This window comes from Buttiauxella massiliensis (genome assembly GCF_902500225.1).
Classification (GTDB): Bacteria; Pseudomonadota; Gammaproteobacteria; order Enterobacterales; family Enterobacteriaceae; genus Buttiauxella; species Buttiauxella massiliensis.
The window spans coordinates 98606-121295 of the sequence record NZ_LR722661.1 but is presented as its reverse complement, the minus strand read 5'-3'; the positions used below and the strand labels follow the sequence as shown (position 1 = coordinate 121295).

The following is a 22690-nucleotide window of genomic DNA, read 5'->3' as shown; positions in this document are numbered from 1 at the left end:
GGTCAGGGAGTCGGTAGAAATCTACAATACCCGGCGTCCGCATCTGTCGTTAAAATACAAAACGCCCGATGAAGTTCATCAGGCATTTTAAGGCTGAAAAGTGTCAACCTATATCAGGACTAGTCACCACCCCATAGCCGTCATATTTCAAGTTGCAGGGGTGTTGGCTGCACTCGCTCACCCCAGTCACTTACTTTCGTAAGCTCCTGGGGATTCGCTCATTTGCCGCCTACCTGCAACTTGAACTATTTAGGCTATGATTTGAAACCAATTTTGCATGGTGAATAATCTTGTGCCATCCGCCATTGAGACTAGAACGCGTAATTAGCGCTTACAGAGAAGTTGCGTGGTGCGCCGTAGACGATGGAACGGCTGTCGATGTTGGTGTCGTAAGTTTTATCGAACAGGTTATCGAGGTTCGCCTGCATGGAGAATGCTTTTGTAACCTGATAACGGGCAAACAAATCAACCAACGCATAACTGCCTTGTTCCGAACGGAAAGTACCACCCGGTACTGGAACATCCGCCCACACATGATCTTGCCAGTTAACACCACCACCCACAGTTAGCTCGCGCAGTGTTGGGATGCGGTAACTGGTGAACAATTTAACTGAAGTGCGAGGCAGGTTAGGGTTAACCGCTTTACCGTCGCTGTCTTCTGCAACATAGCGTGTTGCACCAAATGTCATCTGCCAGTCATCAGTCAGCGCGCCGTTGATCTCAAACTCCACACCTTTACTTACGGTACCATCAGCTTCACGGTAGGCTGTCTCACCGTTGCTGTCTGGAATTGGCATGCCGGTCGATTGCGCGAGGTTATCTTGCTCAATACGGAAGATGGCAAGAGACGTGGTCAGGCGGCTATTCATCCAGTCTGATTTCACGCCCGCTTCATAGTTGTTACCGGTGATTGGGGTGAGGTAATTCCCTTGCTCGTCACGCTCGGTTTGCGGCTTAAAGACGGAGGTATAACTTGCATATGTTGACCAGTCGTCATTGATATCAAACACCACGCCGGCGTAAGGCGAGGTGTTATTTTTCTCAAGTTCCTGGGTCAGGGTATGCAGGTTGTATTTGGTATAACGTGCGCCGAGGACCACGTGCAAAGGGTCGGCTAGAGTAATACGAGTCGCCATATAAGCAGACTTCTGGCGAACCGTATCTTCCTGAGCGAGACTCAACGGCGTCCAGTTGGTTTCCGGGAAGTTACCGTCATAGTCATTGTAATTACCTAGCTGGGTATCGCTGATATTTTCCCAGGAGCTGTAATAGGTGTTGTTCTGTTTGGTATAGCTGGTGCCAATCATTAGTTCATGCTGGCGGCCAAAGAGCTCATAAGAGCCATTGGCAAAGGTATCGAGAGCATCAACTTTGCGTTTACCTGTGTTGTAACCCGTGCCACCAACATATGGGTAGGATGCGCCATATGGGCTAACCATCATCCCGCTGTTCTTATCTACCAGTCCATCAAGGTAAAGCTGCTTACTCTCGAGGTCCATTTCTGTGTGCGTACCGTTCACCGTGAGCTGCCAGTCATTGCCCAACTTTTGCTTCAGAGTGACGAAGGTGCGCTGCGATTCTTTGTCGTTGTAAGCCCATTCAGGGGCCGTGCTGTAACTGCGATCCGGGTCAGTTTTGCTGCCATCGGTGTACCAGCGCGGAATGCCACCCCAGGTCGGGCTGTTAACGTTGGTTTCCTGATAGTCATAACCGACTGAGAAACTGGTGGCCTCGGTCAAATCCGCATCGAGCACACCATAGAAGAATTTTTTCTTCTGATTGTAGCGGTCAAGCCAGCTGTCGTTATCCTGATAACCTGCAACCATGCGGCCGCGAACATTACCGTTGTCGGTCAGTGGCGTAGACATATCAGCAACATAGCGCTGTTTATTCCAGCTTCCATACTCTGCCGAAACGTTGGTCTGGAATTCACGGCTATCAGCATGTTTGCGCACCATATTGACGGCGGCTGAAGGGTTGCCGGAACCGGTCATCAGGCCATTAGCACCACGGACAACTTCAATCTGCTGATACATCGCGGTATCGGTCAGGGCGTCGCCCAGGTTCCAGCGCGATTCAAACAGCGTTGGGATGCCATCGACCATGTAGTTGTCTATTAAAAATCCGCGCGAGTAGAAGTTGCTACGGTCGGAGTCGGCAACACTTTCGGATATACCTGTGGTGTTTTTCAGTACATCGCCCAGTGACTCCAGATTCTGGTCCTGCATGCGCTGTTCGCTGATGATGCTAACGGACTGCGGAATATCACGCGGCACCAGCAACATTTTCGTACCGCTGGTGGTGGTTTTAACACTGTAATCCTTCTCTTCTGTATCGGGTGTATTAGACACCGAGTTTTCGACAACCAGCGTTTCTTCTGCATTTTGAGTGGCGGAGAAAGCGGTAGAAGGAAGGAGTGCGAAAGCAATACAGGATGCCAGCATAGAAATAGCGCTGGCAGGTGCGCGCTGCCCATCCCTGGTAGAAATGGTTAAAGACATCTTAAAACCCTTATGAATTGTTGGAGGTTGTGTCTCAGTGCCAAAGGAGTCCGGTCACGAAGTACATTGATTGTTTGCGATTTTACTTATGTCATACGAATGAAAATGCAAATGAGAAATATACTCATTCATTGGCGGACTGTAAACATATGTTACAGCCCAAATGAAATATCGTTTTAATCACGAGAAGTGCAGGGTTTACGAAAGATCTGAGAAGCTGGTTGCCCAAAGAGTGATAAAGAAATAATGGGTTAAGGTTGAAAGAGCACGAGTAACTCGCTCATACTCTTACGTTATGCCTTTAAGCCTGTGCGCGCAGCGACTTAAACGAGCAAATAGCCAGCAATTAATGAATAAAGGTAACGTCATGGCCGAAGAAACTATTTTCAGTAAAATTATTCGCCGCGAAATTCCGGCAGATATTGTTTATCAAGATGAGTTAGTTACTGCATTCCGTGACATATCGCCGCAGGCACCTACCCACATCCTTATTATTCCGAACATACTGATCCCAACAGTGAACGATGTCACTGCCGAGCATGAATTGGCGCTGGGGCGCATGTTGACCGTTGCTGCAAAAATTGCTGAGCAAGAAGGTATCGCTGAAGATGGCTATCGTCTGATCATGAACTGCAATCGTCATGGCGGGCAGGAAGTCTATCATATCCACATGCATCTGCTGGGCGGTCGCGTGTTGGGGCCGATGTTGGCGCATAAAGGATAAGTTGATGAAAAATAACCCGCTGTTAATGCTATTGGCCGTCGTTGTGATGGCAGGGTGTAGCTCTAAACCTGCTATCCCTGTCAACGATGGGCAAACGCTGGTCATGGAGGCATCTGTGCTGGCGGCGGGAGTCAGTGCTGAAAAGCCTGAAATTTCAACTGACAAAGGCGCCACTGTTTCTCGCAGCCAGCTATATAATGAACAGTCTAACCCAGTCATCATCAACTATCGTTTCTATTGGTATGACGAAAAGGGTCTTGAGATTCATCCTCTCGAGCAGCCGCGTACGATTACGTTACCAGCGAAATCAAGCGTTTCGGTGTCATCCATAGCCAGTTATCCAGACGCACATAAAGTTCGTCTTTCTCTCTCTTTGTAAGGGGTGAATTTTGATTAAGGGAATCTATCGTTATCTGGTTATTCTCGCTGCGGCGATGATTTTATCCGGGTGTATTAACCGTGGTGAAGCACCTGCACCTGTGGAAGAAGTAAAACCTGTTCCGCAGCAACCAGTAGAGCCTCAACCAACTGTTCCAACAGTGCCAACTGTACCCACTCAGCCAGGCCCGATTGAACAACCACAGCCAACCATTCCTGCGACACCAAAAGTGCGCAGCTACGATTGGGGCAGCACCATGCAGCCGATGGTTGGAAAAATGCTGCAAGCCGATGGTGTGACAGCTGGTGGAGTCTTACTGGTGGACAGCGTAAATAACCACACTAATGGTTCACTGCAAACCAGCAAAGCGACAGAAGCACTACGTGGTGCGCTGGAAAACAATGCCAAATTTACCCTTGTTTCAGCACAACAGCTTTCGCTGGCGAAACAGCAATTAGGGCTATCACCGCAAGACAGTCTTGGATCGCGCAGTAAAGCGATTGGCATTGCCCGTAATGTTGGCGCGCAATATGTGCTCTACAGCAACGCCAGCGGTAATGTGAATGCACCGACGCTGAAAATGCAGTTGATGTTGGTACAAACTGGCGAAATTATCTGGTCAGGAAGCGGTGCTGTACAACAAACTCAATAATTCGACACTGCAACGTGTGATTGAGAAATACCTTCCGGCGGCTCAGGCCGCCGGTTGCTTTTCTCATCTTCAGGGATTAAGCGGCGGCAGTCTGCATTTCACCCTTGGTAGGAAAGAGTATGTTGCCCGGCATCAGCTTGCGGCGCCAATGCCTGGGGTTTCTCTCAGCAGACAATATCGGGCACTGAGGCGTATTCCTACCGGAATAGGGCCTCAGCCCGTTTGTCTGGCAGAAGGCTGGCTTATTGTTGAATGGCTGGATGGGGAGGTGAAATCTGAACTCCCCTCACTGCAAGCGCTCACTTCGTTGCTGTATGATTTGCATCGTCAACACTGTTTTGGCTGGCGAATCAGTCTGTTGCCATTGCTTGAGCATTATTGGAAAAACGCCGCATCAGAACGAAGAAGTTTGCTCTGGTTGCGGTTGTTGAAACAAATGAAGCGGCAGGGTGAGCCGAAGCCACTGCGTCTGGCACCACTGCATATGGATGTTCATGCCGGAAACCTGGTAAATCAGCCAGACGGTATCAAGCTTATCGACTGGGAATATGCCGGTGATGGGGATGTGGCACTGGAGTTGGCGGCAATCGCGCTGGATAGTAACGTTGATAGTGAGCGGTTGGTTCATACTTACGCGCAGTTAAGCCATATTCCGCCAGAAGCGTTAGCCCGACAGGTCGCACGTTGGCAACCTTGGGTCATTATGTTGATGGCATCCTGGTATGAATGCCGTTGGTCGCAAACGCAGGATAGAACATTTATAACTCTTGCAGACGAGGCCTGGAGCCAGCTGCGGGATAAGAATTGATAAAGAGAGGTTGATGTGGGTCCGGTAATGTTAGATGTGGCAGGCTTTGAGCTGGATGCCGAAGAGCGTGAAATTCTAAAACACCCACTGGTCGGTGGTCTGATTCTGTTTACCCGCAACTATCACGATCCCGAGCAACTGCGTGAACTGGTGCGTCAAATCCGCGAGGCTTCCCGCAACCGTCTGGTGGTTGCCGTTGATCAGGAAGGCGGACGCGTTCAGCGGTTCCGTGAGGGTTTTACCCTTCTACCGGCGGCTCAATCTTTTGCTGCGTTACATGGGCTTGATCAGGGCGGCAAACTGGCTCAGGAAGCGGGCTGGTTGATGGCGAGCGAAATGATTGCCATGGATATTGACATCAGCTTCGCACCAGTGCTGGATATCGGCCATATCAGCGCGGCAATTGGTGAGCGTTCATATCATGAAGACCCACATAAAGCGCTGGCCATGGCGACGTCCTTTATCGACGGTATGCATGCTGCAGGCATGAAAACTACCGGCAAACACTTCCCTGGGCACGGTGCAGTAACGGCAGATTCGCACAAAGAAACGCCGCGTGACCCGCGTGATGAAGCGCTTATCCGCGAACACGATATGCAGATTTTCCGTACGCTTATCACCGATAACAAACTTGATGCCATTATGCCTGCGCACGTTATCTACACTGACGTTGACCCACTTCCGGCGAGTGGTTCCCCACACTGGCTGAAAACTGTGTTACGTGGTGAGCTTGGTTTTAACGGCGTTATCTTCTCTGACGACTTGTCGATGGAAGGGGCGGCGATTATGGGCAGCTATGCGGAACGTGGCCAGGCATCACTGAATGCAGGTTGCGATATGATCCTGGTCTGCAATAATCGTAATGGTGCGGTGAGCGTGTTAGATAACCTGTCTCCGGTCAAAGCAGAGCGTGTTACAGGTTTGTATCATAAAGGTTCATTTACCCGTCAGGAGCTGAGGTCATCAGCGCGCTGGAAGGCAGCAAACCAGCAACTTGAGGCGCTGCATGAGCAGTGGCAAGCCCACAAGGCGGGTCTTTAACTCCTCAGGCCAGAAGGCCTGAATTCGTGTGGTGAGGATGCAATGATTATCTATTTACACGGTTTCGACTCTAACAGTCCTGGTAACCATGAAAAGGTGCTGCAACTCCAGTTTATCGATCCGGACGTGCGGCTTATCAGTTACAGCACGCGGCATCCGAAACACGACATGCAGCATTTGCTCAAAGAAGTCGACAAGATGCTGCAACTCAGTGACGATGAACGCCCACTGATTTGTGGCGTCGGTCTTGGGGGCTTTTGGGCCGAACGTATCGGTTTCTTGTGCGATATTCGTCAGGTGATCTTTAACCCGAATTTGTTCCCGCAAGAGAACATGGAAGGCAAAATCGACCGCCCTGAAGAGTACAGCGACATTTCGACGAAATGCGTGCAAAACTTCCGCGAGAAAAACCGCGATCGTTGCCTGGCGATTTTGTCGCGTAATGATGAAGCGCTCGATAACACCCGTGCCGCAGAATTGCTGCATCATTACTATGAAATCGTATGGGATCAGGAACAGACCCATAAATTCAAAAATATCTCACCACATTTGCAACGTATAAAAGCGTTCAAAACCCTCGGCTAAACGGGGCTTAAAGACGTAAAAGTGAAAGGGTCAGCTATGTGCTGGCCCTTTTTGTTTATCTTTTCGGCATAAAAATTTGATGCACATCAATTTTGGTATGACCAATACACCATCCATGTTATTCTTTGGTCACATTAGTGAGTTTGTTTAGGTAACTTGTTGTTAATTAAATGCTATTTACATAACCTTTAATTAACAATTGGTTAATATTTTAAGGGGGTCACTTTGACTACGCCATTAAGAAAGATTGTCATTGTCGGTGGTGGTGCTGGCGGACTTGAACTGGCCACTCAGTTAGGTAAAAAACTGGGTCGTGGAAAGAAAGCGAAGGTTACGCTTATCGACCGTAACCACAGCCATTTATGGAAACCGCTGCTGCACGAAGTGGCAACTGGTTCACTGGATGAAGGTGTGGACGCGCTTAGCTACTTGGCTCATGCCCGTAACCATCACTTCCAGTTCCAGCTTGGTTCAGTGGTTGATATTAACCGCGAAAGCAAAACGCTGACGCTGTCAGAACTGCGTGACGACAAAGGCGAGTTGCTGGTTCCTGAACGCAAAGTCCCTTACGACACGCTGGTGATGGCGCTGGGTAGTACTTCCAATGACTTCAACACGCCGGGCGTGAAAGATAACTGCATCTTCCTCGATAACCCGCATCAGGCGCGTCGTTTCCACTCTGAAATGCTGAATTTGTTCCTCAAGTATTCTGCAAATCTGGGTGCCAGCGGCAAAGTGAATATTGCTATCGTGGGTGGCGGGGCGACCGGTGTTGAGCTGTCTGCGGAACTGCACAACGCAGTGAAGCAACTGCACAGCTATGGCTACAAGGGTTTGACGAACGAAGCGCTAAATGTAACGCTGGTGGAAGCTGGTGAACGTATTCTGCCTGCGCTGCCACCACGTATTTCAGCAGCGGCTCACAGCGAGCTGACTAAACTGGGCGTGCGTGTTCTGACGCAAACCATGGTGACTTCTGCGGATGCTGGTGGACTCAATACCAAAGATGGCGAATATATCGCAGCAGATCTGATGGTTTGGGCTGCAGGTATCAAAGCACCAGACTTTATGAAAGATATCGGTGGTCTTGAGACTAACCGTATCAATCAACTGGTGACTGAGCCTACGCTGCAAACCACCCGCGACCCTGATATTTTCGCGATTGGTGACTGTGCATCCTGCGCACGTCCTGAAGGCGGCTTTGTGCCTCCACGTGCACAAGCGGCACACCAGATGGCCTCATTGGTTCTGACCAATATTCTGGCGCAGATGAAAGATAAACCGCTGAAGTCCTATGTTTATAAGGATCACGGTTCACTGGTATCGCTGTCTAAGTTCTCAACTGTTGGCAGCCTGATGGGTAACCTGATGCGAGGCTCGATGATGGTAGAAGGGCGTATGGCACGTTTCGTCTATATCTCGCTTTATCGCATGCACCAGGTCGCACTGCATGGCTACTTCAAAACTGGCTTGATGATGCTGGTAGGTAGTATTAACCGCGTGATTCGTCCGCGCCTGAAACTGCACTAATCGCGATTAAGATTGATATTCAAACCCGGCCTTGAGCCGGGTTTTTTTATACATGGCAGCATAAAAATCCATAAATGAACATTTCATGCTTAGGATTTCTCTCAAACACATAGTTTCAGCCTATGAATCCGCATTTTTCATCCGTTGTCTGATTTGTGGAAAGCCTCCTTTGGCTGCAAAATTGTAAGCAATTGCACAATCAGGAGGATGTCCTGTGAATAAATCAATGTTAGCGGGTATAGGTATCGGTGTGGCCGCAGCACTGGGTGTGGCAGCGGTTGCCAGCATGAATGTTTTTGACCGTGGCCCTCAGTACGCACAGGTGGTGTCAGCGACACCAATTAAGGAAACAGTAAAAACACCACGCCAGGAGTGCCGTAACGTTACTACCACCCATCGGCGTCCGGTTCAGGATGAAAACCGTCTGCTCGGTTCCGCGTTGGGTGCGGTTGCAGGTGGAGTGATTGGCCATCAGTTTGGTGGCGGGCGTGGTAAAGATGTTGCAACGGTGGCCGGTGCATTAGGTGGTGGTTATGCAGGTAACCAGGTTCAGGGCGCAATGCAAGACCGCGACACCTACACAACTAGCCAGCAGAAATGCAAAACCGTCTATGACAAATCAGAGAAAATGATCGGTTATGACGTAACTTATCGCATTGGCGATCAGCAGGGCAAAATCCGTATGGATAAAGACCCTGGTACGCAGATTCCGCTCAATGACAATGGCCAGTTAGTTTTAAACAAAATCTAACGGTTTTAAATTGATCGCTAAACGCCCGGTTCATTAATGATCCGGGCGTTTTAGTTACGATTCAGTAGATTAATTCCATCCCTGTTTTCCACGGCGTGCATAAGGTAAAACAGACAATAAAGCCAGAAGAGCTAATATCAGACCAATCCATAAAGCTGAACGTAATCCATACCCAGATGAAATAGCCATTCCACCTAAATAAGAACCGCCACCCAAACCAATATTAATTACCGAAGTATGAACCGCATTTACCATCGGACCTGGATGAGCCACACTAACAATACGCGCCATCATAGCCGGATTCATAGGAACGCCAGATAAACCGATAAATATGACTGCCAGAATTGCAATTGATTGATATTGTGCAAATAAGGCCATGCCTAATAATGAAATGCTTAAAACAATTAACCCGACAACCATAATGGCTAAGCTATGACGATATGCCAGCCTTCCGGTTATCATATTACCCACGATATTCGCCAGCCCAAAGAGCATCAGAATAAAGGGAACTGTCTGCATATTAAAATCAGAAACATCAACCAATACGGGTACGAAATAACTAAAGGCTGCGAAACTGGCACCTAAAATTAAGCAGCTTGTGGTACAGGCTTTCCAGTAAGCTTTATTTTTAAAGGCTTTGATTTCTTCTGTCATTTTGATGGTACTACCGCCAGCCATAGGCGGTAGTAAACGCACTAATGCGCACAGGCATATGAAGACAAGAATGGCGACTAATCCAAAGCTCATTCTCCAGCCCCATTGCTGATCAATGATAGTCGCAAGCGGGACGCCAAAAACGTTAGATACCATAAAGCCAGCGATAACGATTGAAGCCGCGCGTGGACGGCTCTCCACAGGCACGAGTGCCATGCTTGTTGCCAAAGACAGACTCAAACAACCCGCGCACAAAATACCCGTCACAATTCGGATTGCGACCAAAACATTGTAATCCGAGACAAACGCACTAAATCCTTGAACAATAACATACAGCCCTAATAGCCATAATAAAGTTGTTCTATAGGGGGCTTTAAATTTTAGAAAAACATAGGTTAATACTGGGCCACCCAACATCACGCCAAAAGCATAATAAGAGATGAGATGCCCAACTTCACCCACCGTAATATCGAATGCTTCTGATAGGGTAGACATCATACCCGCTACCATTAATTCAGCAGTGCCAAGTGAAAAAATAGCCAACCCTAAAACATAAACAACTAACGGCATAATTTTTAATTTTCTCCATGTATTGGAATGATCGTTACAAAATGAAAGGCAAAAATAGATAAATTTTTTAGATGGAAATTACAAGTTGATTAACAGGCCAACGACGACATCTTCGAGGGTTTTTCTATCTGAAATATTTTTGCTTAGAACACGTAAACCATAGTAACCCGCCATAAAACCTCTTGCCATTTCTATAGCTGAAGCTTTATTGCTTAGTTCACCATTCTGTTGACCCTCGGAAAATACCAATACCAAAGTTTGTTCTAAACGCTGGCGATATTCCCTGTTCAGGTTGGCAACTGTTCCATCTTTACTGCCTTGCTCCAGAGCAGAAAAAAGGACCATTGCATCATGTTGTTCTGGCTGAGAGAGATCTTCGGTAATACCCCAGAGCAGAAGGGTATGTAATCGTTCTTTCACCGGACCAGATTGTGTAAGAATTGCTAGCTGTGCCGACATTGTTTGCTCATGGCTACGCAACAAAGCTTGCTCATACAGAGCCTGCTTGCTACCAAAGGCATTATATAAGCTTCCCCGCCCTAATCCGGTGCCATTGCATAAATCTTGCGCAGAGGTGCCCGCGTAACCATGAGTACTAAAAACAGCTACAGCGGCATCAATGACATCCTTGTCTTCGAACGTTCTTGGACGACCAGGATAAGTTGGTTTTTCGACACTCATAGGGAAGGGTGACTCGAAATGAGTTGAAGCGGCATAGTATTGATTATGGAACGATCAGTCAAATATTTTCCACAAACAAATGGCTGTTCTCTGGCAATCCATAAAGTTGTTCTTTTGTGCCGTGAAAATCCCATCAATGTGTGCCGCGTAACTGCTGTTGCAACTCCAGCAACGCAGTAACTTCTGCTATCCGGCGCTGAGTGTAGGCTGGTATTTCTTCAGGCGTGCGCAAGAACAACCTTTGCTCGCCAAAGACGACATCATGTAAACAATGGTCGTAAAGCGGCCCCGCCAGGGTGCTGCACTCGGTTCCCTGTTCAGAAATCCGTTCAACCACCTCATTCAAACCTTGACGATCGATATTGATAATTTGCCCGTTATGAAGATGAATTCGCATCCCTTTTTGGCCGCCAGCAGGCCCGGCATATTTATTGAGATGGAGCGTAAAAGGAATACCGCTCATCGTTCCGGTTAACAGTGCTTCACCTTCCGCGGTAGTGAAGTCACCCGCCGCAATTGCATTCCCCAGGCGGTCACGTGCGTAATTGAGTTCCACTGTGAGCTGGTCATTGCCACCTAACTGATGAACAGTTTCACGCATCATAGCGAGAGTATGAGTACCTATATCGACAATTACACCGTCAGGATGATGCAACTGGCGGGTGTCCGCTTCACCCGTTGCAAAGTTCAGGGCAATAGGCTCACCAGCGGCATTAAAGCCACTTGGTTCCAGTAAAAAACCTTCGATGCACTTTATTTCATTGATTTTGTGAATGTGATTGCAGGCTTGAGTACGAACCATCCAGTGATCCAAAGCCAAAACACGCGCGGCATTTTTTGGTTTCGCGAGCAGCGTTTTAAGTGTCTCAAGTTGTGCAAGTGTGGCAGCAACCGGTTTTTCTACCACAATCGCAGGCACATCACTTTGCAAGACTCGTTCAAGAACGGGAAGGTGATGCAGAGATGATGTCGTGATAAGCACCACGTCGAGCGGCATTGCTAAAAGTGCATCCAGGGAATCACAACGGGTAATGCCGTCAATCTCACGCGCCGGGTCAGCGTCATAACCGTAACATTCGAGCAAGGGAGGAGAGATGCGGCGTAGCGCCGGGAGATATGCTGTTTCGATGACTGAACCTAAACCGATTAAACCTGCCAACATAAGCTAATCCTACCAAATATAAGCCGTACCTATCATTAGAGTCCCTATGTTTTAAATGACTACTGGTTTTTGGTCGAGAAGGATTTTGTGTAGGAGAGTAAAAAACAGGCTGGTTTTTAGCCAGCCTGCTGCGGTCAATTTAGAATTGCAGGGAGTAATTCACACCGTAAGTGCGCCCACGCCCTTTATATTCGTACAGCGAAGGGCTGCCGTAAGTTGGGCTGTAAAGCAATGGTGCGCGCTGGCCCCACACGGTGGTGTAGTCTTTATCAAGCAGGTTTTCGATGCTGAAGCTCAGCTTGCCTAGTGGTAGAGCGTAGCTTCCAATAAAGTCGACGGTGTTATAACCATTGATCTTATTGTCGCTGGCATCGGTTAAATCAAAGGTCTGCTGGCTTTGAACGCGCAGGCTCCACGGGTCTGGCGCCCAGCCAACATACGCGGTGGCTTTTGAAGGGCTTGCGTAAATCACGTCCCATTTCTGCCATTTGCCATCCACTTTAGTTTCGGACTTCAGCACGTTAAAGTTAACGCCAGTGCTCCAGTTCGAGTCTGGAATAAAGTAATCCACAGCACCTTCAACACCATAAATACGACGCTTGTCATCTTCCACATTGATGGTCATATCTGCACGGTTGATGGAGATGGACTTGTCAGACAACGAGTAGTACGCCGCAATTTGGCTGCGCAGGCTATCACCGGTATAACGCCAACCCAACTCATAAGAATCGACTTTGATCCCCTGAAGTTTTGACTGCCCGACGTTCACGCTATTTACCAGTTGGTAATGGCCATTCACCAGTCGGTAAGTGCCATTACCGTAGTATTTGCCTGGATCAGGAAGCTCTACACCTTGTGAGAAGTTAAACCACGCTTGCTGGCGGTCAGTAATATGCATTAACAGACCGGCATTGAATAACGCGTTGTCGTAATCCGTGCTGCCGCCAGGGATTGCGTCCGCAGACTGAGCGATGCCGTTTGCAATACCTTGTTGCTGAGTAAAGCCAACAAAGTCATCGACTTTGTTCTCGGTCCACTGATAGCGCACGCCGCCGCTTACGGTAAACAGTTCGTTGATGTCATAACTACTTTGCAGGAACGGAGCGAGGTTAGTGATGGTGTAGCCCGGATAGCGGCCAGTGGTGTAAATGCTTTGGTTATTCAGACCACCGGAAGCATTGGCTTTTGCCAGATCAAAGAACATTTGGTTCGAGGTAAAGCTCTCGTGATCGGCATCGACGCCATAGGTAATCTGCCAGCCATCCAGCGGTTGGCTGGTAAGAGCCAATTTCGCCCCGTACTGATCGGTATCCTGCTGGGAGGCAGAGAAACTGGTTACGGCTCCACGCGTGAGCGTCGGGAAAGGATAGAAGGTCAGAGACTCATCACGATAGTAAATCTGCCCAACCACTTCCTGGCCGAGGAAGTCGCTGTTGGAGTATTGCAGGCTAATCAGATTGCGTTCGGTACCAGGAATGCGGTCAGAATTAAGATTGTCACTGACAAACGCTTTGCCATTACCGGTCACTGCGGAGAAATTTTCACCCAGATTTAGACCGTAATCATCGTCTCCCTGGCTCTTATAATATTGTGTCACCACCTGCAGTTGCTGGGTTTCATCAATGTTTATCGTGCCGGTACCCATCACATCCAGGCGGTCGGAATACTGTAAACCGGTTTGCGTGTTATCAAGCAAAGTCTGGTCGCCGTTACCATCAAACCAGCCACCAAATTTCTGATAAGCCACAGATAAACGGCCGGAGGCATTATCGTTACCGCCAGAAATGGCGCTGGCGACACGTTCATCATGATCTTTACTGCTGTTAAAACCAGACTTAATCCCAGTTTCAAATTCGACCTGAGTATCAGGCTGGCCCTTTTTCGTCACGATATTAATCAGACCGCCAGTACTACCACCGCCATACAGCGAAGTTGCACCAGAGATAACTTCGATGTGTTCGATGTTAAAAGGGTCGATAGAGTCGAGCTGGCGGCTATCGGTACGGGAAGAGTTCAGACGAACGCCATCCACTAAAACCACGATAGAACGGCCACGCATGTTCATGCCGTAATTGGTACGGCTTTGGCTGCTGACATCCAGACCGGGAATTAACTGTGCAAGTGCGTCTTTCAGCTCCTTGCCTCCCTGAATCTGTTGCTCAAGCTCGGTACCTTCAATAACCCAGGTGGTCTGCGCCATTTCAGCTACCGTACGGTGCATACGGTTCGCAGAAACCAGAATATTTTCTTCGGAAGTTTGCTGCGCGAAAGCCGGGGCCATCATCGCCAGAAGCAACGGGTTAAGCACCCAGCGTGCGTTGTTATGCATCATCATCATTCCTTGGATGGGGAAATATTAACATTTGAAAATGTTTTGAAATAAGAACGAGCTGAATTCTGCCGATAACAGTTCTCATTATCAATCTCAATTGATAGTATTTCTCAAATTAATCTTATGAATAATCATATGATTTCTGTGGATTATTTATTTATCGATGGCAAGCCCAGGCAAAGGAGTTGAAATGGCAGAGGTACAAAGCTACAGATTGTTTAATGTGCAGCTATTGCATAAATCACACGTTTCACCTTCGCTGTTGAGTCTGGTATTCGGTGGTCCTGATGTGGCAAACATGAAATGTGATTCACCCGACCAGCGAATCAAAATGTTGTTCCCGTCTGAAGATGGCTCAATTCCGAGCTTGCCAGAACATGGGCAGTGGTATTCGTTGCTGCAAGAATTACCCAAAGAAAAGCGACCGATTGTGCGTACTTATACCTTGCGCCACGTTGACCGCGAGCGTCAGCAAGTGACGGTTGAATTCGTCAGTCACGGCACGGAAGGGCCTGCCTCCGCATGGGCGATTAGCTCGCAATCCGGTGACAAAATACAAATTGTCGCACCGAATGCCGATTACCCGGCAGACAGCGGCGGTTATGAATGGACGCCACCTGCGGGCTTGCGCCAGGGGTTAATTATTGCGGATGAAACTGCAATACCTGCGGCGCGAGGCATACTTGAACTGCTGTCGAAACAGCAAAATCCGCCAGAAATTCAGGCGTTTTTTGAGGTCCCGGAGCAGGGGGATTGCGTGGATTTAAGTGAATTTTGTTTTGCGAAAATTCATTGGTTGCCGCGAAAGGCTGTTAACGCAAGGCATGGGGAGTGCTTACTCAAGGCGGTAAGTGAATGTGCCAAACTCCCTACAGCTGCGGGGATTACAGAAACAGTTAATGAAGAAGCTGAAGGTGAACTGTTGTGGGATAAAGCCACAACGGCCAGTAACGCTTTTTACGGCTGGGTTGCGGCGGAATCATCGGTTGTGAAAATGCTGCGCCGTTACTTAATTGGAGAATGCGGTGTGAGCCATGACGCCATCAACTTTATGGCCTACTGGAGCAAAGGGCGAGAGCGTTAATACAAAAAGGGCGGCAAAGCCGCCCATGGTTAGATTTTCTTTAGTTCCGGCAACAATCGTAGTGTGGTTTTCACGATCTGCATCAGCTCTTCATAGCTGGCATTTTCGATTGCGCTGATCGACATCCCCTGAATGATACAACAGAGATATTTCGCCAGATTGCGTACGCTTGTGGTTGCCGGAATTTCACCTTTTTGCTGTCGCTGCTCAAGGAAGTGAACCAGAGTTGCTTCCTGCATCGACTGACGCATTTTTATCATCGCGGAGATATCTTCCGAAGAGACGGCCAGCACCGCAGAGGTACATATCATAAAGCAGCCTGATGGTGTCTCTTTGTCAGTAAACATCTCTGCCAGCAAAGAGAGATAATCTTCCAGGGTCTGTTCCAGAGTACGATCTTCGCAATAAAGGCAAGCCTCACGCTGCTGCGTTACTCGTGCGATATAGCGATCTAATACTGCCTTGAACATACCTTCTTTGTTGGTGAACTCTGCATAAAGCGTTGGCGCTTTTGCACCTGTTGCTTCAACTAAATGTGCCATAGAGGTGGCTTCGTAGCCGTGTTTCCAGAACAAAGCCATGGCCTTGTCAAGTGCAGCTTCCCTATCAAACACCTTCGGTCGGCCACGGCTTTTTTTAATGCAACTAGTGTCAGTGGACATGGGAACCGTTTAACCTTTGTCTGTTTAGTGAACGATCATTATAAAAATAATACCATGTAGGAGCCAGAGGCTTTAGGTTTAAAAATAAATTAATTCTATCTTTATGAAAAATAGTGTTTTTATAAAATAATTAACGATCATTACAAAAATTATTTGACCGTGATTCAGATCACGTTTAATATTTACTTATCGAACGTTAAGTAAATAGATTTAACGGTCTTCCAAATAATCTGCTCAAGGTAAATAACATGAAAAACGTAAAAACTCTGATCGTTGCTGCTGTTCTTAGCTCCCTGTCTTTTGCAAGTTTCGCGGCTGTTGAAGTTCAGGCGACTCCCGCAGGCCAACAAAAAGTGGGTACTGTGACCGCAACTGCCGGGACTAATCTTGACTCACTCGAAGCAGAATTGGCTGCGAAAGCGGATAAAATGGGTGCAAGCTCATTCCGTATTACTTCAGTTACCGGCCCGAACACTTTGCACGGTACTGCGGTAATTTATAAATAAGCATTCCCTTCATACTTCAAGTTGCAGCGGTGTTGGCAGCACTGACTAACCCGAATCACTTACAAGAGTAAGTGATTCGGGATTTGCTCCTTTGCCACCTTGCTGCGCCTCGAATTATTTTGGGTATTGGGTCGTGTGAGCGTCGCTTTATAAACCCAGTTCAATAAAAAAGGCCCTGCTAACAAAAGCAGGGCCTTTTTCTATTCGAAGAAATTATATTTCGTTGGTTGCAACGGTATGAGCATTTACTTCAATTGGCATGCCCGAGCGGTGTTGTATCGCCTGTTCCATAACTGTCGCATCAGTTTCAGGTGCGGCCTGGAACTGTTTCATTTGTTCAGTCAGCGTAATCGGCAGCACTTGAGGATCATCATTAATATTTTTCGACAGTGGCTGATGTACCTCAACTAAACGTCTGCCATCTGGCTCGATGGACGTTTTAATCGCGGTATTAATAATGCGAACGGGCGTTCCGACAGGCATATCTTTATACAGCGCTTTAATATCGTCATCACGCAGACGAATACAGCCCGAGCTGACACGCATACCAATGCCGAAATCTGCGTTAGTTCCGTGCAGCAGATAAACACCGCCAAAGGCTGCGAGACGAATCGCATGGTGACCCATTGGGTTCTCCGGCCCGGCAGGAACAACAGCTGGAAGCTTGATGCCATTTGCCAGGTAACGAGCGCGAATATTTGCAGTTGGAGTCCAGGTTGGATTGGCCCGTTTATCTGAAACACTGGTCACCATAGTTGGCGTTACCGTATCACCGCCAAGCTGGCCGATACCAATCGGATAAACCGTCACGCTGTTCTTTCCTTTGGGATAATAGTAAACGCGTAGCTCGGCAAGATTGAGAACCAGCCCTTCACGTGGCGCATCCGGCAGTATCATCTGGCGTGGAATCGTCAAAACACTGCCCGCACGGGGAACATAGGGATCGACACCAGGGTTGGCCTGTAATAAAGCAAGGAAGCCAACATTGTATTTTTTGGCGATAGCCTCAAGTGAACCACCGTCATCTTTTACCTCATGGAAAAAGTTCTGACCGATAAGACGGCTGCCTTCTGCTGGCAGAGGATAAGAGTTGGCATTCGCGTTAAAAGCGGTGAGTGCTGCGCTAACCAGCATAATCGACGCCAGCCAACGCATAGCGCGTGCTTTGCGAGATGATAAAACGCTCAAAGAGGTAATCACGATAAACCCTATAAATATTATGGTTAATGTTATAAAAAAGTTAATCGATGATTATGGCAGGGGGGGATGTCGGGAAATCCTGGCGGATTGAAAGGATGTGTAAATGTTACGATTAAATGGGGGATGGCGGGTAAGCGCAACCGCTACCCGCCATCATGAGAACTACGCTACAGCGTTCTGCGCCAACTGATGCATAAAGTTACGCACCCAGTCCATACGCGCTTTACGATCTGCGAGGTCTTCAATAAATTTGAGTCGGGTTGGCCCATCCAGACGGTAATGTTGCGGCTGTTTTTGCAGCAAACCAATCAACCAAACCGGGTCAACGTGGTTTTTCTCAGCAAACTCAATCACACCACCTTTATCATGGCCTTCAATCTTACGTACGCCGAGTTTTTGTGCCTGCTGGCGCAATGCCGCAATATCCAGCAGATTACGAGCGGCATCCGGCAACAGGCCAAAACGGTCAATCAATTCCACTTTTAATTCATCAAGCTCATGCGCCGTTTTGGCACTGGCAATGCGTTTATAGAACGACAGACGGGTGTTGACGTCCGGGATGAAATCATCCGGCAACAACGCGGGCATACGCAGTTCAACTTCGGTTTGGCTACTGGTCAAATCCTCAAGTGACGGCTCGCGACCCTCTTTAAGCGCATCGACGGCGTTTTCCAGCATCTCCATGTACAGCGAGAATCCGATAGTTTCCATCGAACCACTCTGGCCTTCGCCAAGTAATTCACCCGCACCGCGAATTTCAAGATCGTGAGTCGCCAGCGCAAAGCCCGCACCCAGGTCTTCTAACGATGCGATAGCTTCCAGGCGTTTCTGCGCATCGGTGGTCATTGCTTTCGGATGTGGCGTCAGAAGCCATGCATAAGCCTGGTGATGCGAACGCCCGACGCGGCCACGCAACTGGTGTAACTGTGCAAGGCCGAAATGGTCTGCGCGTTCAATAATGATGGTATTGGCAGTCGGAATATCGATACCCGTTTCGATGATCGTGGTACACACCAGCACGTTAAAACGCTGGTGGTGGAAGTCGTTCATCACTCGTTCCAGCTCGCGTTCACGCATTTGGCCGTGGCCGATAGTAATACGTGCTTCCGGTACAAGCTCGGCGAGGCGATCTGCTGCTTTCTGGATGTTTTCTACATCGTTATAGAGATAGTAGACCTGGCCACCACGCAACACTTCACGCAAGATTGCTTCGCGAACCACCAGACTGTCGTACTCGCGAACGAAGGTTTTAACTGCCAGTCGGCGTGCCGGAGGCGTTGCGATAATGGACAAATCGCGCATTCCGCTCATTGCCATATTCAGCGTACGTGGAATTGGTGTGGCAGTTAGCGTCAGGATATCGACATCGGCACGCATGGCTTTGATGCGTTCTTTATGACGCACGCCGAAGCGGTGTTCTTCGTCGACAATCAGCAGGCCGAGATCTTTCATCTTCACGTCATTCTGCAATAGCTTATGCGTACCGATCAGAATATCGACTTTCCCTTCTCGTGCTTCTTCGAGGATTTGCGCCTGCTCTTTAGCCGTACGGAAACGTGACAGCATTTCAATGCGCACTGGCCAGTTGGCGAAACGGTCGCGGAAGTTGTCCAGGTGCTGCTGCGCAAGCAGGGTGGTTGGCACCAGCACCGCAACTTGCTTATGGTTTTCAACCGCAAGGAATGCGGCGCGCATGGCGACTTCGGTTTTACCGAAGCCCACGTCACCACATACCAGCCGGTCCATCGCCAGCGGCCGGCACATATCGCTTAATACCGCGTTAATGGCTTGTGCCTGATCGGGTGTGGTTTCAAACGGGAAGGCATCGCAGAACAGCTGATACTGCTCGCGGTCATGCTTAAAGGCAAAGCCCTCTTTGGCAGCGCGTTGCGCGTAAATATCCAGCAGTTCAGCAGCAACATCGCGCACTTTTTCTGCCGCTTTCTGGCGAGCACGGGACCAGGCATCGCTGCCGAGTTTGTGCAGTGGCGCGTTTTCTTCGGCACCGCCTGCATAGCGGCTAATCAAATGGAGAGACGAAACCGGCACATACAGTTTTGCATCGCCATGATAGGTCAGCATCAAATATTCAGCGGTGATGCCGCCCGCTTCCAGGGTGGTTAAACCGGCATAACGCCCAACGCCATGTTCAAGATGCACGACCGGTTGCCCGGTACGCAGCTCTGCGAGGTTACGAATCAGGGTATCTGGGTTAATGGTGCGACGGCTGTCCTGACGTCGACGACTAACGCGCTCGCCCAGCAGATCGCTTTCACAAATCAACGCACGGTTGCGCAGCGTGTCGATAAAACCATGCTCGCTGGAGCCAAGCATTAAGTAGCGGCCTTTATCCGTCACTTCATCGAGACGGTAAATACGTTTTGGTGCCACTTTAATGCGAGCTAACAGCTCGCCCAATGCTTCGCGGCGACCTTCGCTTTCTACGGAAAACACTACCGGCCCGGCGAAAGACTCAAGGAATTTACGCAGGTTATCGAGCGGCGCTTTTTGCTGCGCCTGAACAGAAAGATCCGGTAGGGCGCGATAACCCAGATTAGTAAACGCGGCTTTATCGGCCAGAGATTCGGTTTTTAGCTGGATTCGCGGCCAGGCTTTTAGCTCGCTGAAGAGTTCATCAACGCGCAGCCACAGACTTTCCGGTGGCAGCAGTGGGCGCATTGGGTCAACACCACGGTTTTCGAAACGGGCGAACGTATCCTGCCAGAAGCGCTCGGCGCTGGTTTCAATATCGCCGGTGTTTATCAGCAAGGTATTTTTCGGGAAATAGCTGAACAGCGGCGGTAATGGCTCGCTAAAGAACAGCGGCTGCCAGTATTCAATCCCTGCCGGGAGCATGCCTTTACTGACTTGCTGATAGATATGTTCAGGTTCGCGCTTCACGTCAAACTTGTCGCGCCACTGGCTACGGAACAGCTCAATAGCCGTTTTGTCGGTCGGGAATTCGTGAGCAGGGAGTAAGTTGATGGCATCAACTTCCTGGAGTGTGCGCTGTGTATCGACATCAAACACACGCAGGCTGTCGATTTCATCATCGAAAAAGTCGATGCGATAAGGCTGCTCACTGCCCATCGGGTACAAATCTAGCAATGCACCACGGGTAGCAAATTCACCGTGTTCCATAACTTGATCAACGCTGCGATAACCTGCCTGTTCTAATTGGCTACGCAGGTTATCGCGCGATAAACGTTGACCTTTTTTCATTACCAGCGCGTGGCCATGCAAATAACTATGCGGGCAGACGCGTTGCATCAAAGTGTTGACTGGCAATATCAGTACGCCGCGCTGCATGGTTGGCAATTGATACAGCGTGGATAAACGCGAAGAGATGATTTCCTGATGCGGTGAAAAGCTGTCGTACGGCAGCGTTTCCCAGTCAGCAAGATTCACCACCAGGCTTTCCGTAAACTGGCTAATTTCGTCATGCAGGCGTAGAGCATTCTGCATATCAGGGGCAATCAGCACCACCGGCCCACTATGGCGCTCGACGATCTCGGCAACTTCGGTCGCACAAGCTGAACCGGTGAGTTCTCCAAGCTGGCGCTGATCGCCAGCTTTAACAGGTAAGGAATAGCGATAATTTTCAGACATGGTGGACGTCAGCATCTCTCAGGTTGCGCCGTGTTTACCCTTCATCTATCAAGCTGCAGGGTATTGATAAGCACTCGAAAACAATGTTGTTTATTATCCGCGATCGTTTTGTATTAGCAACCCAATCGCAACGCCGCCTGAGAAAGAACGTTTAGCGTATGTCAGTCGCGAACACCATTTTGGTGGGAGGGGTAAAAAGCATATCGCCCCATAGCGCACGTGATAATTTCCTGAATCCCAAACCTATTAGAGTGCACGTTGCCAGGCTGACAAATGGATAAACCAGTAAAACGGCGATCAGCAGGTTATCGGAGATTCTGTCTGCGTTAATTTGCCCGATCATAAACAAACTCAATGCTTCGATGATGATGCGGTGGGTGGTGTAAATAGCGATGGTGTTTGAACCAACAATATTCAGAAATGCATCGGAACGGCTCTCGCGCCAACTATCCAGAATATAAAACAGCTTCATGATGACAAAAATCGACACCACGGAAATCACTACTGGGACATTCACCAGATACAGCGCTACGGAGAGCAGAGCGGCTGCTGTACAAAGCAGCGGATGTTGGCGGAAATGGGTCGTTTTCATCCACGTCATCAATTGTGGGCCGAACCATGCACCCAAACCGTAATAACACATATTGCGCACTACGCTGTTCATGCCCCACCACGGCAACGGCATAAAGCTGATTGCCACGTTTACTCCAAGCAGCATGATGATTACCGGAACTTTATAGCGACGGAGACTTTTGAATATCGCGAAATAGATTATCAGCGCATAGAGATACCAAAGACTGGTGCTGGCTTTTGCCATGCTGGTGGCAAATTGCAGCAGAGTTTCCGAATACGCTGCGTTAGACGTGGGGTTACGCACCAGTTCCGGTGCCAGCCACTGGTTGATAAGCGAAATCCCCAGCCATTGCAAAACACCCCACAGCACCAGGACATAGAAAATATTCCAGATGCGTTTATCAACGCAGTCACGCCATTTCACCGACTCGATATAGCGAGTGATCAAAAAGCCTGAAATAAAGAAGAACACTGGCATACGAAATGGTGCCAGATAGAGATTCAGGTAGATCCAACTCTTGGCGATGTATTCGGGGAGGCCGCTTTGTAACGACGTCAAATGCGGGTAAAAGGTGATCACCGAGTGATAGATAACGACAAGGCAGATACATAGCCCTTTGATATGGTTGATCCACAGTTGTTTATTTTTCATGCGCGGGCTTAATCTTCTGTTGGCCTGTATTTGC

At 48.8% G+C, this 22690-nt stretch carries 20 protein-coding genes; 11 read left to right on the top strand and 9 right to left on the bottom strand.

Features of this window, described 5'->3' with window-relative positions; translation table 11 throughout:
• Positions 1-91, top strand: a 91-nt coding sequence (locus tag GC128_RS18515; RefSeq protein ID WP_151993624.1) for an integrase core domain-containing protein, incomplete at its 5' end; no start/stop codon positions are given.
• 220 nt (positions 92-311) lie between these two features.
• Here the strand turns inward: GC128_RS18515 and fhuE are convergent.
• Positions 312-2501: a ferric-rhodotorulic acid/ferric-coprogen receptor FhuE gene (gene fhuE / locus GC128_RS18510; RefSeq protein ID WP_151995517.1), complete on the bottom strand. Its 2190-nt coding sequence runs from the start codon at positions 2499-2501 to the stop codon at positions 312-314.
• Between the two features lie 367 nt (positions 2502-2868).
• Here fhuE and hinT point away from each other — a divergent pair, with 367 nt between their 5' ends.
• The 8 genes from hinT to GC128_RS18470 all read left to right on the top strand — a co-directional run bounded on the left by hinT (position 2869) and on the right by GC128_RS18470 (position 8971).
• Positions 2869-3225 carry a purine nucleoside phosphoramidase gene (hinT, locus tag GC128_RS18505; RefSeq protein WP_034494554.1) on the top strand — a complete coding sequence of 119 codons (357 nt, stop codon included), beginning with the start codon at positions 2869-2871 and terminating at the stop codon, positions 3223-3225.
• Positions 3226-3229: 4 nt separating this feature from the next.
• Positions 3230-3604, top strand: coding sequence for a YcfL family protein (locus tag GC128_RS18500; RefSeq protein WP_151995516.1), 375 nt, complete (start codon positions 3230-3232; stop codon positions 3602-3604).
• Between the two features lie 55 nt (positions 3605-3659).
• On the top strand, positions 3660-4256 hold the full coding sequence (gene lpoB, locus GC128_RS18495; RefSeq protein WP_255668976.1) for a penicillin-binding protein activator LpoB: 597 nt from the start codon (positions 3660-3662) through the stop codon (positions 4254-4256).
• The gene (gene thiK / locus GC128_RS18490; protein WP_151995515.1) at positions 4234-5064 is read left to right on the top strand and encodes a thiamine kinase; all 831 of its coding nucleotides are present in this window, start codon (positions 4234-4236) and stop codon (positions 5062-5064) included. Before lpoB ends, thiK begins: the two co-directional genes overlap by 23 nt.
• Positions 5065-5079: 15 nt before the next feature.
• The gene (gene nagZ / locus GC128_RS18485) at positions 5080-6105 is read left to right on the top strand and encodes a beta-N-acetylhexosaminidase (protein WP_151995514.1); all 1026 of its coding nucleotides are present in this window, start codon (positions 5080-5082) and stop codon (positions 6103-6105) included.
• 42 nt (positions 6106-6147) lie between these two features.
• Positions 6148-6690: an alpha/beta hydrolase YcfP gene (gene ycfP, locus GC128_RS18480; RefSeq protein ID WP_064517936.1), complete on the top strand. Its 543-nt coding sequence runs from the start codon at positions 6148-6150 to the stop codon at positions 6688-6690.
• 225 nt (positions 6691-6915) lie between these two features.
• Entirely contained in the window at positions 6916-8220 is a 1305-nt protein-coding gene (locus GC128_RS18475; RefSeq protein WP_151995513.1) for an NAD(P)/FAD-dependent oxidoreductase, read from the top strand.
• A gap of 214 nt (positions 8221-8434) precedes the next feature.
• Entirely contained in the window at positions 8435-8971 is a 537-nt protein-coding gene (locus GC128_RS18470; protein WP_151995512.1) for a glycine zipper 2TM domain-containing protein, read from the top strand.
• A 69-nt stretch (positions 8972-9040) separates the two neighbouring features.
• Here the strand turns inward: GC128_RS18470 and GC128_RS18465 are convergent, their stop codons facing one another.
• From GC128_RS18465 to GC128_RS18450, 4 genes are all read right to left on the bottom strand, one after another.
• A complete protein-coding gene (locus GC128_RS18465) occupies positions 9041-10195 on the bottom strand; it encodes an MFS transporter (RefSeq protein WP_151995511.1) in 1155 nt (384 codons plus the stop codon).
• A 78-nt stretch (positions 10196-10273) separates the two neighbouring features.
• Positions 10274-10876, bottom strand: coding sequence for a TetR/AcrR family transcriptional regulator (locus GC128_RS18460; protein WP_064517944.1), 603 nt, complete (start codon positions 10874-10876; stop codon positions 10274-10276).
• Between the two features lie 133 nt (positions 10877-11009).
• Positions 11010-12038, bottom strand: a complete 1029-nt coding sequence (locus GC128_RS18455; protein WP_151995510.1) for a Gfo/Idh/MocA family oxidoreductase — start codon at positions 12036-12038, stop codon at positions 11010-11012.
• A 139-nt stretch (positions 12039-12177) separates the two neighbouring features.
• Positions 12178-14367, bottom strand: a complete 2190-nt coding sequence (locus tag GC128_RS18450; protein WP_193216282.1) for a TonB-dependent siderophore receptor — start codon at positions 14365-14367, stop codon at positions 12178-12180.
• A 193-nt stretch (positions 14368-14560) separates the two neighbouring features.
• Here GC128_RS18450 and GC128_RS18445 point away from each other — a divergent pair, with 193 nt between their 5' ends.
• Entirely contained in the window at positions 14561-15454 is an 894-nt protein-coding gene (locus GC128_RS18445) for a siderophore-interacting protein (RefSeq protein ID WP_151995508.1), read from the top strand.
• Positions 15455-15483: 29 nt separating this feature from the next.
• Here GC128_RS18445 and GC128_RS18440 read toward each other — a convergent pair whose 3' ends face one another.
• Positions 15484-16116, bottom strand: coding sequence for a TetR/AcrR family transcriptional regulator (locus GC128_RS18440; RefSeq protein ID WP_151995507.1), 633 nt, complete (start codon positions 16114-16116; stop codon positions 15484-15486).
• Between the two features lie 248 nt (positions 16117-16364).
• On the opposite strand from GC128_RS18440, the gene bhsA reads away from it, so the two are divergent.
• Positions 16365-16622 (top strand): multiple stress resistance protein BhsA, encoded by a 258-nt coding sequence (gene bhsA / locus GC128_RS18435; protein ID WP_151995506.1) that lies wholly within the window; start codon positions 16365-16367, stop codon positions 16620-16622.
• Positions 16623-16835: 213 nt separating this feature from the next.
• Here the strand turns inward: bhsA and ldtC are convergent, their stop codons facing one another.
• From ldtC to GC128_RS18420, 3 genes are all read right to left on the bottom strand, one after another.
• Positions 16836-17777, bottom strand: a complete 942-nt coding sequence (ldtC, locus tag GC128_RS18430; protein WP_151995526.1) for a L,D-transpeptidase LdtC — start codon at positions 17775-17777, stop codon at positions 16836-16838.
• 207 nt (positions 17778-17984) lie between these two features.
• The gene (mfd, locus tag GC128_RS18425) at positions 17985-21431 is read right to left on the bottom strand and encodes a transcription-repair coupling factor (RefSeq protein ID WP_151995525.1); all 3447 of its coding nucleotides are present in this window, start codon (positions 21429-21431) and stop codon (positions 17985-17987) included.
• Between the two features lie 151 nt (positions 21432-21582).
• Entirely contained in the window at positions 21583-22656 is a 1074-nt protein-coding gene (locus GC128_RS18420; RefSeq protein WP_151995505.1) for an acyltransferase family protein, read from the bottom strand.
• Between the last annotated feature and the right edge of the window lie 34 nt (positions 22657-22690).